The sequence below is a fragment of the Streptomyces sp. NPDC019396 genome, assembly GCF_040632375.1.
Lineage (GTDB): Bacteria > Actinomycetota > Actinomycetes > Streptomycetales > Streptomycetaceae > Streptomyces.
The window spans coordinates 1-14,119 of sequence record NZ_JBEYBS010000051.1; the positions used below are offsets into that span (position 1 = coordinate 1).

The 14,119-nt window shown below is 69.5% G+C and carries 18 protein-coding genes and 2 pseudogenes; 6 read left to right on the top strand and 14 right to left on the bottom strand.

All coding sequences use genetic code 11. The features are described from left to right. Nucleotides 1-401: 401 nt before the first annotated feature. Nucleotides 402-488 (bottom strand): annotated as a pseudogene (locus ABZ532_RS30480) (helix-turn-helix domain-containing protein); the annotation flags it as partial. Nucleotides 489-673: 185 nt separating this feature from the next. On the opposite strand from ABZ532_RS30480, the gene ABZ532_RS30485 reads away from it, so the two are divergent. From ABZ532_RS30485 to ABZ532_RS30500, 4 genes are all read left to right on the top strand, one after another. After that, nucleotides 674-1,705: a beta-ketoacyl-ACP synthase III gene (locus tag ABZ532_RS30485; protein WP_361290949.1), complete on the top strand. Its 1,032-nt coding sequence runs from the start codon at nucleotides 674-676 to the stop codon at nucleotides 1,703-1,705. A gap of 20 nt (nucleotides 1,706-1,725) precedes the next feature. Next, nucleotides 1,726-1,956 carry an acyl carrier protein gene (locus tag ABZ532_RS30490; RefSeq protein ID WP_361290952.1) on the top strand — a complete coding sequence of 77 codons (231 nt, stop codon included), beginning with the start codon at nucleotides 1,726-1,728 and terminating at the stop codon, nucleotides 1,954-1,956. Continuing rightward, nucleotides 1,953-3,014, top strand: a complete 1,062-nt coding sequence (locus ABZ532_RS30495; RefSeq protein ID WP_361290955.1) for an alpha/beta hydrolase — start codon at nucleotides 1,953-1,955, stop codon at nucleotides 3,012-3,014. Before ABZ532_RS30490 ends, ABZ532_RS30495 begins: the two co-directional genes overlap by 4 nt. Before the next feature lie 364 nt (nucleotides 3,015-3,378). Then, nucleotides 3,379-3,969: a hypothetical protein gene (locus ABZ532_RS30500; protein WP_361290958.1), complete on the top strand. Its 591-nt coding sequence runs from the start codon at nucleotides 3,379-3,381 to the stop codon at nucleotides 3,967-3,969. A 158-nt stretch (nucleotides 3,970-4,127) separates the two neighbouring features. Here ABZ532_RS30500 and ABZ532_RS30505 read toward each other — a convergent pair whose 3' ends face one another. From ABZ532_RS30505 to ABZ532_RS30525, 5 genes and pseudogenes are all read right to left on the bottom strand, one after another. Continuing rightward, on the bottom strand, nucleotides 4,128-4,355 hold the full coding sequence (locus tag ABZ532_RS30505) for a methyltransferase domain-containing protein (protein ID WP_361290994.1): 228 nt from the start codon (nucleotides 4,353-4,355) through the stop codon (nucleotides 4,128-4,130). Nucleotides 4,356-4,386: 31 nt separating this feature from the next. Beyond that, nucleotides 4,387-4,467 (bottom strand): annotated as a pseudogene (locus ABZ532_RS30510) (dihydrofolate reductase); the annotation flags it as partial. A gap of 74 nt (nucleotides 4,468-4,541) precedes the next feature. Next, entirely contained in the window at nucleotides 4,542-5,189 is a 648-nt protein-coding gene (locus ABZ532_RS30515; protein WP_361290961.1) for a hypothetical protein, read from the bottom strand. Between the two features lie 377 nt (nucleotides 5,190-5,566). Then, on the bottom strand, nucleotides 5,567-5,788 hold the full coding sequence (locus ABZ532_RS30520) for a helix-turn-helix transcriptional regulator (protein ID WP_326653477.1): 222 nt from the start codon (nucleotides 5,786-5,788) through the stop codon (nucleotides 5,567-5,569). Beyond that, nucleotides 5,788-6,273 carry a DUF2975 domain-containing protein gene (locus ABZ532_RS30525; protein WP_361290965.1) on the bottom strand — a complete coding sequence of 162 codons (486 nt, stop codon included), beginning with the start codon at nucleotides 6,271-6,273 and terminating at the stop codon, nucleotides 5,788-5,790. The genes ABZ532_RS30520 and ABZ532_RS30525 overlap by 1 nt, the downstream gene beginning before the upstream one ends. Nucleotides 6,274-6,792: 519 nt before the next feature. Here ABZ532_RS30525 and ABZ532_RS30530 point away from each other — a divergent pair. Next, nucleotides 6,793-6,942 (top strand): hypothetical protein, encoded by a 150-nt coding sequence (locus ABZ532_RS30530; RefSeq protein ID WP_361290968.1) that lies wholly within the window; start codon nucleotides 6,793-6,795, stop codon nucleotides 6,940-6,942. A 259-nt stretch (nucleotides 6,943-7,201) separates the two neighbouring features. Here ABZ532_RS30530 and ABZ532_RS30535 read toward each other — a convergent pair whose 3' ends face one another. The 6 genes from ABZ532_RS30535 to ABZ532_RS30560 form a co-directional block, all read right to left on the bottom strand. Then, a complete protein-coding gene (locus tag ABZ532_RS30535; RefSeq protein WP_361290971.1) occupies nucleotides 7,202-7,711 on the bottom strand; it encodes a nuclear transport factor 2 family protein in 510 nt (169 codons plus the stop codon). Nucleotides 7,712-8,025: 314 nt separating this feature from the next. Continuing rightward, the gene (locus tag ABZ532_RS30540) at nucleotides 8,026-8,277 is read right to left on the bottom strand and encodes a hypothetical protein (protein WP_361290974.1); all 252 of its coding nucleotides are present in this window, start codon (nucleotides 8,275-8,277) and stop codon (nucleotides 8,026-8,028) included. Nucleotides 8,278-9,013: 736 nt separating this feature from the next. After that, nucleotides 9,014-9,568 (bottom strand): XRE family transcriptional regulator, encoded by a 555-nt coding sequence (locus ABZ532_RS30545; protein ID WP_361290976.1) that lies wholly within the window; start codon nucleotides 9,566-9,568, stop codon nucleotides 9,014-9,016. 13 nt (nucleotides 9,569-9,581) lie between these two features. After that, nucleotides 9,582-11,753, bottom strand: a complete 2,172-nt coding sequence (locus ABZ532_RS30550; RefSeq protein ID WP_361290979.1) for a helix-turn-helix transcriptional regulator — start codon at nucleotides 11,751-11,753, stop codon at nucleotides 9,582-9,584. A gap of 23 nt (nucleotides 11,754-11,776) precedes the next feature. Further along, nucleotides 11,777-12,157 (bottom strand): hypothetical protein, encoded by a 381-nt coding sequence (locus ABZ532_RS30555; protein WP_361290982.1) that lies wholly within the window; start codon nucleotides 12,155-12,157, stop codon nucleotides 11,777-11,779. Nucleotides 12,158-12,187: 30 nt separating this feature from the next. Next, the gene (locus tag ABZ532_RS30560; RefSeq protein ID WP_361290985.1) at nucleotides 12,188-12,394 is read right to left on the bottom strand and encodes a hypothetical protein; all 207 of its coding nucleotides are present in this window, start codon (nucleotides 12,392-12,394) and stop codon (nucleotides 12,188-12,190) included. Nucleotides 12,395-12,681: 287 nt separating this feature from the next. Between ABZ532_RS30560 and ABZ532_RS30565 the strand changes: the two genes are divergently transcribed. Further along, nucleotides 12,682-13,101 (top strand): DUF4259 domain-containing protein, encoded by a 420-nt coding sequence (locus ABZ532_RS30565; protein WP_361290988.1) that lies wholly within the window; start codon nucleotides 12,682-12,684, stop codon nucleotides 13,099-13,101. A 71-nt stretch (nucleotides 13,102-13,172) separates the two neighbouring features. Here the strand turns inward: ABZ532_RS30565 and ABZ532_RS30570 are convergent, their stop codons facing one another. Both ABZ532_RS30570 and ABZ532_RS30575 read right to left on the bottom strand, forming a co-directional pair. Further along, nucleotides 13,173-13,364, bottom strand: coding sequence for a helix-turn-helix transcriptional regulator (locus ABZ532_RS30570; protein ID WP_361290997.1), 192 nt, complete (start codon nucleotides 13,362-13,364; stop codon nucleotides 13,173-13,175). After that, nucleotides 13,361-13,783: a hypothetical protein gene (locus ABZ532_RS30575; RefSeq protein ID WP_361290991.1), complete on the bottom strand. Its 423-nt coding sequence runs from the start codon at nucleotides 13,781-13,783 to the stop codon at nucleotides 13,361-13,363. Before ABZ532_RS30575 ends, ABZ532_RS30570 begins: the two co-directional genes overlap by 4 nt. Nucleotides 13,784-14,119: the final 336 nt, after the last annotated feature.

The following is a 14,119-nucleotide window of genomic DNA, read 5'->3' on the forward strand; positions in this document are numbered from 1 at the left end:
CGGACGTCAGACATCCCGCTCAACCACTCGAGGGCCTCACCCGTCACGCCACCCCGCCATCACCCGATCAGTGGCCACACTGAACAAGCTCACTGACCCGGCACATCATGACTGCCCGTCGCTGACGGGTGGCGATGTCATTCGACATTCCCGTCGACGGTGCCGGGGATTCGATTCACGCAAGCTTCGGCCGGCTCACCATGCGCAAGGAATGGAAGTGTCGGCGCTGCGTGCGTGAGCGTGGCAGGGATGCCATTCTTGATGCGAGGCTGAGGCGCTTCCCGAGAGTTGACATCCTCGTCGCCCTGGAGGGCGGCGATTCCCGCCTACCGCGCCGTTGAGGGCTGCGGTGTCGGGTGGGTTTCCGTTTCGCTGCGCGGTGCCGGAAGGAGTCCCTTGCTTACCACCCGCGCACACCCGAACGCCCGTGCCAACGCTGCACGCTGACCAACACTCGGGTACAAGCGGAAGCGATACCGAAGCTGCACACAGGCCATGATACGCAGTCGGTTCATGGGCACGGCAGACAGACCTCATCGCCCGGAAGTGTCGCCTGTACGGGCTCCTGCAGGCCGTCCTCGCGTTCTCCGGCCCTTCTGACCGGTGGCGATCGACCGGCCGACTCACAGGGCAGTCTCGCCCCGGGGATGAATATGCCCCTATCCTCTGCCCCATGCATCCAGATTTGATCGATTTGACTGGTGTATCCAGAAACGCCGTTCTCACGGGGGTCGGTTCGTGGTTGCCTCCCACACAGGTGCCGAATCGCGCCGTGGTGAGCGAGCGGCTCGACACGCTGGTGCGCGAACGGATCGGGATCCGCTCGCGGCATCGTGTCGACCCGGGGATGGCCACCGGTGACATGGCGGTCGAAGCGGGGATGCGGGCGCTGAAGTCCGCCGGCGTGGAGCAGGTCGACGCCGTGGTGCTGGCCACGACCACACCGGATCGCCCCGTACCCGCCACGGCCCCGGACGTGGCCTCGCGCCTGGGCCTGGGGACGGTCGCGGCGTTCGACCTGGGCGCGGGCTGCTCCGGGTTCCTGTACGGCTGCGGCGTCGCCTCCGGGCTCATCGCCTCGGGGACCGCACGCCGGGTGCTGGTCATCGCCGCCGACAGCATGACGACCATCACCAACCCGAAAGACCCCTCCACCGCCCCGCTCTTCGGGGACGGGGCCGGAGCGGTCGTCCTCGAATGCGGAGCACCCGGCACACCTGGCGCGCTGGGCCCGATGGTGTGGGGCAGCGACGGGGAACTCGGCGACGCGATCATGCTGCCCGCCGGCGGTTCACGGCAGCGCTCAGCCGGCACCGAGACCGCCGCGTCCGACCACTTCGTGCACATGCGGGGTACCGATGTGTTCCGGCATGCCGTACGCCGCATGAGCCAGGCTGCGCGGGAGGCCGTGCGCGGCGCCGGGTGGAGTCTTGCGGAGGTCGACCGCTTCATCGCCCATCAGGGCAACGCGGCCATCACCGCGGCGGTGGCGGACACGCTTCGCTTCCCGCCGGACCGCATGCCCTCGAACATCGCGTCGGTGGGGAACACGGCCGCGGCGTCCATCCCGCTGCTGCTGGCCGACGCGGCTGCCTCCGGCGCCGTGCGCGGCGGGGACAAGGTCCTCCTCGTCGCGTTCGGAAGTGGCCTGACGTGGGCCGCGACCACCCTGATCTGGCCGACCGACTGCACCGCACTGCTGTGAGCCATCGAAACGGAACGCGCATGCCCCTAGACGTCATCCACATCCTCACCGAGCGTGCGGGCCTCCAGCCCGGACCGATCACGCTCACGGCCACCCTGGCCCAGGCCGGTGTCGACTCCATGGCCGTCACCGTGCTGTCCATGGTCCTCGAGGACGACTTCAACGTCCTGATCGGCGAGAAGGAGTTGCTCGCCGCGCCGACCATCGCCGCGTTGTCCCAACTCGTCAACGAACGGGCGGCCCTGGTATGACAAGCGCGTCGCTCCTTGCGTGCAAGGCCTTCCCGTTCGCCGAGGCGGACGAGGAAATGCACGAGCTGTCATGGCTCGGCACACGTTACGCGTGCCGAGTGCTGACCCCGCGCGGGACCCCGGCCAGTGAACCCCTCCTCGTCATCGGCGGAGTTCTGCAGGACATGCATTCCTGGCCGCGTCTGGAAAGACGCCTGGCGGACCATCAGGCGATCGTGTTCGTGGAGCTACCGGGCGTCGGCAATTCCCAGGCGCTGCCCGACGAGTTCACCTGGGAAGATCTGGCCGAGGCGGCGGTGCACGCCATGGACGCCCTGCGCATCGATCGCTTCAACGTGATGGGCGGGTCGGCAGGCGCGCCGATCGCCTATCGCGTGGCACGGCAGCACCCTGACCGCACCACCCGCCTCGCCCTCATCGGAGCCACCCCCCGGCTGAGCCCCCGGGTCTCCGACCTGGTCAAAGCGGGACAGCGCCGCTTCGACCGGCTCTACCGTCCTGGGGTGCCGTCCGTCGACGACGCCACGCACGAGGAGTCCGCCCGGCAGGTGGTCGAGCTGCTGATGAACACGACGGCGGCCGCCGAGGTCTCCCGGAGCCGCATGGTCTCCAGGATGCTGCACCGCCAGCTGCTGGAATTCCCTCGCCAGGCCCTGCTTCGCTTCGCGGACTACCACCAGCGGCTGATCATCGACAGGGAACTCCTTCCGCCCGGAGGGATCCAGGGGGTGAAGGCCCTGGTCCTCACCGGCGAGTACGACCTGGCCAGCCCCCCGGACCAGGGTAGGGCGGTTGCCGCGACCATCGCCGGCTCCACGTTCCTCCTCATGAAGAACGCCGACCATCTCGTCCACATCGAACGAGAGGCCGAGTTCGCCGACCTGATCTCCCGTTTCCTGACCGACGCCCCCCTTGACGCCCTCCCCTACTGCACGCTCCCCGAGCACTTGGCGGAGCCTGGCGGCACGCCGGCACACGCGCGCTGTCCAGGAGCGGCGACGTGTGCGCCGCCTGGAAGCCCGAGTGCGGAGCCGACCATCGGCAGGAGTGTGCGGTGAGTGCTTCCCGCCGGCCGGTGGAGGCACACACGGCGTGTTCACTCATGCGCCCCGTTCATGCGGCGCGGGCGGCGGGCGAGTCATCCGCGGTGGGCGATGCATCCATTACCTGGTGGCGTGTTCGCCTTCTTCCCCCGGCCCTGCGGTCAGGTTGCGGCTGCCAGGCCTCCTACGCCCACCGTGAGGCCGCGGATCCATTCCTCGCCGTGGCCCGGGTTCCGAATGGCTCGCGGTCGTCCCTCTCACCGGGCGCTGTCTCGCTTTTTGGCGGACGACCGCGGAGACACATGGCATCCGGCGTCCACGATCACCGCCGGAGCGCTCTTATTGGACGTTTAGAGGACGACCCGTAGGGTGGCGCCCTATGGCTACCGATAGCACCAAGATCACCAAGGCCGGCGCTGACGTCCCCGAAAAGGAGCGGGAAGCAACCACGGATCCTGTACAGCCCGAGGAGTCCTCCCTCGACGAGGGCGTAGCCGAGAACGGGGCGGACGTCGGCACCCGCGACGTCGCCCATGACACCGACCCTCTGGACAACCCGGGCACCTCCACCGGGAGTTTCGCGGCAGGTGCAGTCGCCGTCGTGAGCGCCGGGCTAGGGCTGTGTTCCCTCACCGGAACCCCTCTCAGCGACATGCTCCGCTCCCGCAAGGAGCTGATCGGCCAGATCGAAGCCAGCATCGGCGGTGGGGGCGACCGTATCGAAGGCTTCTACGGTGCCCCATGGCATACCGCTGCTCTCGTGAACGGCATCTTCGCCCTGGGCGCCGTTGTCATCGGCGGGGTACTGCTGGCCCTGCACACCGGGAGGACCGGCACGCGCCCGCATGTGAGGGCCGTGGCCCTGGGCGGCGTCCTTCTCGGCACGACCGGACTGCTCATAGCCGGCGGAATGTATATGGACCTGTTCGCGAGCGCTCCCGAGCTCCCCAGCTCCCCGCCCGGCAACTGAGCACGCGTCTCCGGAACTGCGCCGGGTAGCACAACCAGGCGGCCATGCAGGCGGACCGGAACTCCCGGGCCCGCAGGGCGACGAGAGCACGGGCAGCATCCCGAGTCTGTGTCCCGGTGTCGAAGCCGGGGCACAGACTCGGGGTGTCAGAATCAGAATCAGATCCTGGAAGCGACACGATCACCCGATCGTCTGCGCAGAAATCGTCGCGGCGTCGGCGATTTCAGGCGACCCTGAGGCGCATGCAGCACGCGGACCAGTTCGCGGGCCACTCGCGCGTGGTCGGGGACATGACGGATCACGCGGGACGCCAGGGCCAGGTCGAAGGCGCCCGCAGCCACGAGTACGGCTTCCGCCTCCCCGACAGATACGCATCGCAGATACACCAAAGGAAGCGAACGTCCAGGGCACGGCCTGGCGCGCCACGCGGTAGCGGAGGCAGACGACTCCCGAGCCGAAGGTGCGGGTCTCGGCGAGTTCAAGATCCACTCGGCGCTCGAAGGCGGACGGCGGCAACGCGGCGCGGTCACCGTGGTGGCACGCGGACCGCGCCGCCCCTGTCCGGCGGGGGATCAGCCCCCGATGGGCCGGAAGATCCCGCCCGGAATGACCACCGGACGGTCGATCGCCTTGAAGCGGTACTCCATGCTCACGTCGTCGATCAGGAACGGCATCCGGTTCGCCGCGTCCTCGATCACCATGAAGCTGATGTTCACTTTCTGCGGGAGCGAGCTGTAGAAGCCGTCGGGCAGCGTGACCGTCACCTTCTCGTAGGAACCGTCGGTCCCGGCCTTGTTCATGCGGTCGTGCAGCTCATGGGGCGTGCCGTCCTCCGCCGTGGCCTCCACGATCAGCTGGCGGAAGCCGAAGCCGCCCGACCCGGCGTGAACCACGTCGCTGCGCACCCAGAACGACAGCACCGGAACCCGGTACGCCGGAACCGTGACCTGCTGCGAGATTCGGCTCATGCCGGTCAGGCCCTGCCCGCCCAGCTCCGCCTTGCCGGTGCCTGAGTGGGCCGGCCACGCGGAGGAGTTGTTGATGGGGTGACCTGCGAACGGGGTCACCTTCTCGTTCCAGGACGCGTTGCCGCTTTCGAAGCCGGGGTTCGCGATCTCGGACGTGCCCGCGCTGGCGTTCGGTGCGGCCATGAACACGCCTGTGGCCGCGATGGCGGTGGCGGCCGCGAGAATGCTCGCTCTCCGCGCTCTCTTTCTCATGGGTCTCCTGGCTGTTTCCCGGTCCGAATGGGGACGCGCCGCAACAGCCGGGCGGGCGGCCCTCGTACACCTATGACGGCCTGTCAAGAGGGTGCCGCGGCGGGCTCTGCCCGAGGAGTACGGTGGTCAGCCGTCTCAACCGCGGCGCACACTGTAACGCCTCGGTGTGACAATCCGGCTCGGGCCCGGTCGGCAACACGGCCGTGAGAGCCGGCAGTCGGCCTTCCGCCCTCGCGCGCGCCATCGGCGGTGCGGTGCACTCCCCGCGACAGGGGCGGCGCATCCGGGTCAGCGGCCCCGGAAATTGCCGGGCGATACTCCGGATGCGACGCAAGCCGTCCGGACGGGATCGGCGACGGCGCGTCGGCAGGCAGGGTTCATTCGCCCGCGACGTCCTCGGCCTCCCAGCGCAGCAGGTCGCCGGGCTGGCACTTGAGCACCTCGCAGAGCGCGGCGAGCGTCGCGAAACGCACCGCCTTGGCCCGGCCGTTCTTGAGTACCGCCAGGTTGGCGGGAGTGATCCCTACGCGTTCGGCGAGCTCGCCCACGGACATCTTGCGTCGGGCCAGCATCACGTCTATGTCGACGGCGATCGGCATCAGATCACCTCGTCCAACTCGGCCTGCATCTGCGTTGCTTCGACGTCGCGTGCGACGGCCTGGACGAGCAGCATCCGCAGCACGAGCACGATGAGTGCGACCCCCAGGATGGCCACGCCCACCCCGCCCATGATGACGGTGACGCCCGGGTCTTCCCGCTGACCCGGCGCGTTGACGGCCGTGACCGCGAACCACACGAGGGCAGCCGCCACGATCGCACCGATCATCCCGTCCACGTACCGGAAGGCGGCGTGGGAGAACACGGTTCCGCGGCGCACCATCGTCACCAGCCGCCATACGCAGACCAGGGCGACCTGGGCCGACACCATGCCCAGGATCGTGATCACGCGCAACGGGGTGAGCGGCAGCGACCCGTCCTCGGGGTCGGTGGCCAATGCCCACACCATCGATGCCTGTACGAACACGGTGCCGGCGAGCACCACCACGAGCACGGCGCGCAGCGCATGCACTGTCAGCTTCCCCATGACCCACCCTTCCCACGAGTTGCGATGGAAATCTATCGACTTTCGATAGATGAAGCAAGAGTCAGGACGAAAGGTGAGGGGCGTTTTCCCGCTGCGACGGGGCGCCATTGCCCCCTTCGGCGACATGGCGCTCACGCGAACCGACTTGATCTTTCCCGAGTCGCCCTCACATCAGCACAAATCGGACGCCAATCCAACTACACCGGACCTCTGGCCCTCGGTGATCAGCGCAGGGAACCCGTGACCGGTAGAGGCGAACGACCAGGACCTGCCGCGGAAGTGGATCAAGAGGCGGGGCCGACCTCGGAGTGTGCCTGATCCGGCCAGCTCGCGACAGTGCGAGGCGGCCGGATCGGAGGGCCTCGCGCTGTCCGACGACCCATTGCGCGACCTGGTCTGCGGAGTTCGCGATGGACTGGTCCGTGGTGTCGATCAAGTGGGTGGACCGTCGCCGGTCGCCGGCCGGCCACTCAGTCCAGTGTTGCCAGGCCATCGCAGGCCAGCGGTGGGAGCCCGGGCATGCCCGCGGTGCCAGTCGGCCCAACCGAGAAGGGCGTCGACCGCCGACGGGCCCCACCGGCCCGGGTCGCGGCGGGTGAGCCTCCGGCGCCGGATCTCGTCGGACACGTCGACCAGACATACCGCGGTGCCCTCCAGCAGTGGCGCTGAAGGCGCTGCTGGACCTCTCCGAGCAGGGACTGGCCGGTCAGCAGGAGATCGAGTCCGTGGTCCTGGTATCCAGCGCGCGACGCACCCACATCTCGGTCATGCGGTTGCGCCACCGACGGTCGGCGCCTTTCCGGCACGCCGAGTTCGTCGAAGTCGTGCACGACGACCTTCCCAAGTCGTCACTCACGGAGCAGTCGAGCGTGGTCTTGCCCGAGCAGCTGGCGCCGGCCAGTCTGAGCAGCGCCGCGCCGTGTGCGCGTCAGAGGGCGGGCGGGGTCCAGTCGGCGGGCAGTCCGGACTGGCTGAGCACAGTGGCGAGGCTGTAGTGATCCTTGTCGGAGACAATCCGGCAGCGGTTCTTGTCGAGGGCGAGGAGCGTGGTCATCGGTACGGCAAAGGGCTTGGGTGCGCCCTTGAGGTGGCCCGAGTAGATGGCGTTGACCGTGATGCGCTCGCCGTCGCGGTGAGCAGCGCGCACGGTCACGTGGACATCGTCGATGAGGCTGTCAGCGCGGGCCTTCCACCCGGCGATCTCCTTGCGGCCGTGGAAGGAGATGCCAACCGCCTCGTCGGTGTAGGTGCCGTCAGCGGTGAACAGGGCACCGAGCGCCTGGGGGTTGGTGCCGTTCCAGGCGTCGGCCCAGTCGGCGACGATCCTCGGCGGGCGCCGTCCAGCCTCTTGTGCGGCGTGGGCACTGGTGGCCGTGGTGCCGCAGAGGGCCGCGGCAGCGATCAGCACGGTCGTGGCGCGGGGCAGGCGGGTGCTCATGGTGGTGCTCCTTCAGCTTCGAATGTGGGTGTGGGTGTGGGTGTGGGTTTAGGGCGGGGTGCGGATGGGAGGTGGCGTACGCCGCGCTGAAGCCTGCCCCGGGCGGCGCCAGAAGGACGCCATGGGCGAGGTGACTCGGGGCTCCGCGCGGGGTGTTGCGCAAGCGGTGCAGGGCCAGCTCCATCTGTCACCAGTGGCGCCGGATGCGCCCGCCAGGCGGGCTGCCAGGGTGTTCCGGTGGCGTGAGCCCTCGCCGTGTGTATGCGGCTCGCGCGGCGAGGGCCGGAGAAGTGCTTGGCCCAGGCGGTGCCAGGTCAGTCCCAGAGGGAGATCGCCAGGACCAGGGCGACGACGGGGATCAGCAGCCATGGCTCGGCCAGGAGCAGGAGCCCGGTGAAGATCAGGGCGAAGTACGCCAGCGCCTTGGCGGCGCGGCGCCGGCCCTTCTTCTTGTTCTTCCGCGTGCCCTCGTCGTGAGGCATCGCTGCGCCATGCGTCGCCTCGAGGAGGCGGGTTTCGGTGACGGTGTCGGTTGCGGCTTCGGGCTTCACTTCGGTGTTCGTCATGACCTCAGCCTCGTCGCCAGAGCATCGCCCTCGCGTCGGCGAAGCCTGCCTATGTGAGTGAAGACCGACTACGCGTACGTAGCGCCGCCACGATCAAAGGCGGTCCGTGAACACGATCAACGGCAGACTCCAGCCGGCCACTCCTGCCCTGCGCCCACGGGTCCACCGGCCCGGTGGCCTCCAGTTCGCGGTGGGGCGCAGCATTCTTGGCAGGAGTGCGTCGCAGTCGGAGGCCTCTAGGCTGCCGGAAGTGGGCCAGTCGCGGGGTTGCGCGGGCCCCGGACGCACTCCGACCGCCGTTCGTGACCCCCAGGCCGTGCGACTCCTGGCAGGCCGTCACCCGCCCCGCCACGGCTTCGACAAATGCGCCCTGACCTGGTCTTTTTCGCCCGCCCTTCTGGGCTAGGGGTTCCGCTGGACGCCCATCGGAGGGGGAGGTGATGAGTGACGCCGGGAATCCGTACGCCGCCGCCCACATTCTCGTGTTGGAGGGGTGGGAGGCCAGGGCCATGCACGAGCTCTGCAAGAGAACGCTCCATCCGTCCCTAGCCGGGACTCGAACATCGCCTGATCGAGACCGGGCAGCTCCGGCCCCAGACGTCACCGGGCCAGGCCTGAGCCTCGATCGAGCCGCCCCCGCCACGGACCTGGCCGTCAATCACGGTCCGAGCCCTCGCCGCCCCAGGATCCGCAGGCTCACACACCGGCGATCGGGATGCGCATGGCCACGGCCACGTCAGAGGTCGAACTCGAGGTGTTCGAGGTCGGTGAACTCGACTTCCAGCCCGTGGGCGCGACGGCCGCTGTCGCGGAAGTAGACCTCGCCCAGGGCCTCGGCCGCGATGTTCCGAAGCTGCTGCTCGGTACCGCCGGCGTCTTTGGCCTCGAAGAGGCGGGCGGCGTACTGCGGGGGCAGGGCCAGGGTGAGGTGGCGCAGGCGGGCGTCGTCGGTGGTGCCGGGGGCGGCGGTGTAGCCGAAACGGGCACGGGTGTCGATGACGATGCCGGCGGTGGTGGTCGCGTTCTGCTTGGCCTTGGCCCGGATCTGGGGCTGCCACCGCTTGGTGACCTCGCGTTCCAGGCGCTGCGCCAGGTCCGGCCGGGGCCTTTTGATCTGGTCCTTCACATACCGTTCGACGGTGCGCTGGGTGATGCTGAGCAGGTCGGCCACCGCCTTGGTGCTCTTGAGCTGTTTGACCAGGTAGCGCACCTGCGCGCCCGCGCTCTTGGGGATAGGGCGCGTGAACGCCTTCCGCAGCGCGGCGTCGAGACCGTCCCCGACCCTGTCCATCGGTCCTCGTCTCCTACTCGGCGTCGTCCGTGGCGGTGACCTCGCCCGTCTTGATATAGCGGGCGAGGTTGAGGACCTGGCCGTGCTTCTCGCGCACGTCCTCGGCCCACAGAGTGGTCTGCGTGCCCTCGTGCTTGACCATCCCCGGCGAGACCCCGAGTCGGAAGCTGCCGGGTACGGTCTTGCCGTCGGCGTCGTACGGCAGGACGTCCAGTGGGCTGGGCCCGTCGGCGGCGTACACGGCGCAGTCCGACAGGACCGCCACCGGGTACCGGCCGGTGGCGGCGGCCAGATTGAGCATCTTGCGGTGCATGTTGATGCGCGCCCGTGAGATGACGGCGGCGCGGATGTCAGGACGCCACGTCGGCCGGGCGAGGGCCGGCCACGCCTGCCCGGGCCTCCAGCCTCCGCCGCGCGCACGCTCGCGCAACTTGCCGATGCCGCCCTTCACCGTCGACTTGATGGCGTCCAGGACGATCGCCGCGTGGGGGTCGTTGCCCTTGTAGTCGTCCATCGACTTCAGGAACTCCGGCGGGGACTGCTTCTCGCCCACGCCCAGATCCGCCATGGTGTCGATGTACGCGTCCCTCAGTCGCTTGTACCAGCCGTCCAGGAACCTGCCGCTTTCTTCTCGTACCCAAGCCTCCAGCGGGGCGACGTCGTAGCCGAGCTCCACTGCGTACGCCACCGTGGGGGTCGCGTACCAGGCCGGGCCCGCTGGGCGCTTCCCGGTCGGTGTGAACGGGCTGGGCAGCAGCGCGCCCTGCAGCTGCCGCCACTGCTTACCGACCAGGACGCGGGAGAGGTCGACGTGGGAGAGGTCGACCAGCCACGCTCCGGGCACTGCCGGGTCGAAATCCGGGTCGGTGACGTGCACCGGTGGCGTCGCCAGGCCGACAAACGCGCCGTTCGCGGCCGCGCCGAAGGCCAGATTGACGTCGAGGCCCACCAGGTGGCGCTGCATGCACTCGGCATCGGTCAGCTCCCGCGCCCAGTCGTATGCCTCCTCGAACAGCATCTCCGCGGGGCCCCGCTGGTGGAAGCGGGGCAGCCCGGCGAGCAGCGGGTGCCCGTCGGGGGCCTCGCACGGCGCGCAGTCCATCGGATGCTCTCCCAGCGAGCCCGGCCGGTGCTGCTTGTGCCGTTTACCTTCTGTGTCCGGCTCACTCGCCCGGGTCGGCGGATTCAACGCGGTCATGAGCTCCAGGCCGGTCACGGCGGCGGAACCGCGCGGCGTCATCACCCGGGAGGCGTACACGCCCAGCACCCGGGCCAGTTCAGCCGGTTGGAGCTCTGCGGAGTGGGCCCAGGTGCGGGTGTCGAGCGCGTTCCAGGACGGGATGCACAGCTGGACGCACTGCCGCTGACGGCCCTCGGCGGGGCGGTAGATCCGGGCCCACGGCCCGAATCCCCGCCTGGTCAGCTGCCAATTGGCCCGATCGAGCTGCTCGATGACCTTGTGGCCTTCCGGGAGGCGCGAAGCGAGCCGCTCGGACTCCGACAGTGCCACGGGGAGTCCGTACCGCGCGCACGCGGCCGGGGTCAGCACGAGGAGCGGGTCGGCGTCCTTACCGGAGCCGTGCAGCCTCGAAGCCCCGAGATGCGCCTCGCTCAACGCCCACTCCACCAATGCCGCGATGCTCTTGGCGGGCACCTCCATGATCAGGCCGCCGACGCCGTAACCAGTCGCCTGACGGTCGCCGTCGGCATCGATGACCAGCAGCGGCCCGTTCGCGAACCGCCGATCGGCACCCTGCTCCGCCGTGCCCGCCGCAGCGGCTTTCGGCGCACCCGGGCGACGTGGGGCCGTTGCGCGCCGTGGAGTCGCGTGCGTGTGAGCGGAGCGCGAAGGGCCAACGGGTGGCGCGGCGGCAGCGGGCTGCACGGAAGCCGGGGCCGGTGGCGCGGCGGGGGACGCCGACGGGACGGGATAGCGCTGAGCGAGACCGTCAAGGAGGCGCCGGTAGGCCTGGAGCCGTTCGGGCTTCGGTTCGGCACGGCCGTCCTCCCAGGCCTGGACACTGGGCAGGCGCACACCGAGCGCCTGGGCAACCGCGGCCTGGGTCAGGCCGGCTGCCTCACGCAGGCGGACGCGTTCGGCCGGCGGGGGCAGGACGTGACCGTCGTCGACCGCTGCGAGGAGCGCTTCGACGGCGGCGAGCGGATCTGAGGGCTGGTTGCTCATGGAAGGTTCTCTCTGGCCGGGTGTCACCGGATGCCCTGTCGGATCTCTTCGAGGCGGGTCATCAGCCGCTGGTAGCGCTGGGAGGCAGCCTGAGAGGACTTCAGACCCTGGTGGAGAGCGATCTGCCGCCATTCCATGCCACGGCGCCGGGCTTCGATGACCACCTGCGTCTCAAGTCGGTCCACCGCCGTCCGCATGCCCTCGAACAGAGCCAGAGCCGCTGCCACATCGTCGTCCGACACACCCCGCTCCCCCGCTCCCCCGCCCTGGGCTGCGCCGGCCAGCAGCCTGCCCAGCAGTGCGAAATCCCGCTGAAGCCCATCAGCAGGCACCCCGTCGGCCACAGGGCGGTCGGCCAGGCCGGCCAAACGGCTACGCAGTTCGAGCTGGGAGTCATCCGACATGACACCACCCTACCCTCACAAAGCAACGAATCAACGTTCCGTTGTTTCGTTGCCCATCGCGGCGTCGTGCGTGCCGAGTTGGCCGCCGACCCGGGAGACGTCCGCAACGGTCGTCCTCCGCCAGGTCGTACTGAGCGCAGGCAGCATCGACGACCGCCGCCATGCAATGCCGTGCCGGGGCGCCACCGGGCGCCCTTCGAGCCGGGACACCACCTCAGCCGGCGACAGACCCCTCACCAGGGTGAAGCAGTACGCCTCGGCGTTGTCCGGAAAGTCGTTCTCGAACCGCGCAGTCCGCCCCGACCTTCATCGCACCGCCCACCCTGGCTCCTGCGCCCGACAACGGGAGGACGCCACAACCGTCGACGGGACCGAAGACGGCATCTGCCGCTCCGGAAATCGCTCTTCCTCATCCGCCGGGACGCCTCGCAGGAGGCGATCGCGGGCACCCCTGCACCGGTCGCTGCTGTCAGTGGCCCCTGCCACGATGCCTCGGTCGGTACCGTGAATGCTCTGGAGATGCCATGGGGACTTGGGACGTCGGCCCTTTCGACAACGACACCGCAGCGGACTTCTGCGGCGACCTTGATGAGGCAGCCGCGGGCGAACGCGAGGGCATCATCCGCGGCACTCTCTCCCGCGCGATCGACACCGCGCGCTACCTCGAAGCGCCCGAATCCGAGGAGGCCGTGGCCGCGGCCGCCCTCGTCGCTGCCCAGTACCCTGGGGGCGTTCCCGCCGATCCTGTGTACGGGCCGGAAGAGCCACTCCCTGATCTCACCGGCCTTCGCGAACTCGCCCTCCAGGCCCTCAGCCGGGTCACGACCGCGCCGTCCGAGCTGATGGATCTATGGGCCGAGCCGGATGGCGGCCCCTGGCGCGCGAACATCCAACGCCTTCAGAACACGCTCCTGCCGCAGCCTCCGGGAGGCACTGCGCGGTGATGAGCACCTTGGCATGCGTCGATCACCACTGCTTCAGGTCGCCAGGACGGACGTCAGCCGCGGCGGCGGCATCATCCTCGGCTGCGGCCGGGGCCCTCCAGCAGTCCGGCAAGGTCCCGGCGGTCGGTGATGCCGAGCTTGGCGTAGACCCGTTGCAGGTGGTTGTCCACGGTGCGGGTCGAGAGCGTCAGCCGGGCCGCGATGTCCCGGCTCGCGAGGCTGCGCGAGGCCAGCAGGGCGATCTCGAGCTCCCGGCGGGTCAGTTGCGCTCCGGCACCGGCCGCGAGGAGCGCGGGAGTCCGCGCGCCTTCGCATCGCTGCGCCCGGTGGTGACACCGCCGGTGAGGGCCCCCAGGGTGTCGGCGTTGTCCATCGCGATCGGGCCGAGGGTCTCCTCCCAGGGCTCCAGGAAGTTGTCGTCCCACCAGGTATAGAGGTCCTTGATGATCTGGGCGGCGCCCCACAGCCCCTCGGCGGCGCCCTTCTTGAAGTCCGGGAGGAGGAAGAACATGTCGGGGCCGATCGCGCCCAGCGCCGTGTAGGCGGGATGGGCCTTCGCGATGGCCTCCAGCGCCGCGGCGGAGGGGCCGTCCTCGGCGAACAGGGCCTCTGCGCCCTTGTTGCCGCTGAGGTCGGACAGCGCCTTGCGGGCGACATCCATGTGAGCGTACAGACCTGGCAATTCCGGTGACTCCTTCGGTGGCATGGTGCGGGCACACGCGGTGGGCATTCCGGCCGGACGCCGCGTGCGGGGGACACGGCGACTGCCCGGTGTCCCTGCCGGCCGGCCGGGGCGCTTCCCGCTCCGTCCGGTGGGTCCGGTCCGAGGACTGCCGGTCTGCCGGTCTCGTTGCTCACCGGCGGACGAGCGGGGCGCCCTCCGGAGCGCCGGTGGAACGGGATGCAGGGAAGGCTTCCATCGGCAGTGAGCTTGTTCAGTGTGGCCACTGATCGGGTGATGGCGGGGTGGCGTGACGGGTGAGGCCCTCGAGTGGTTGAGCGGGATGTCTGACGTCCG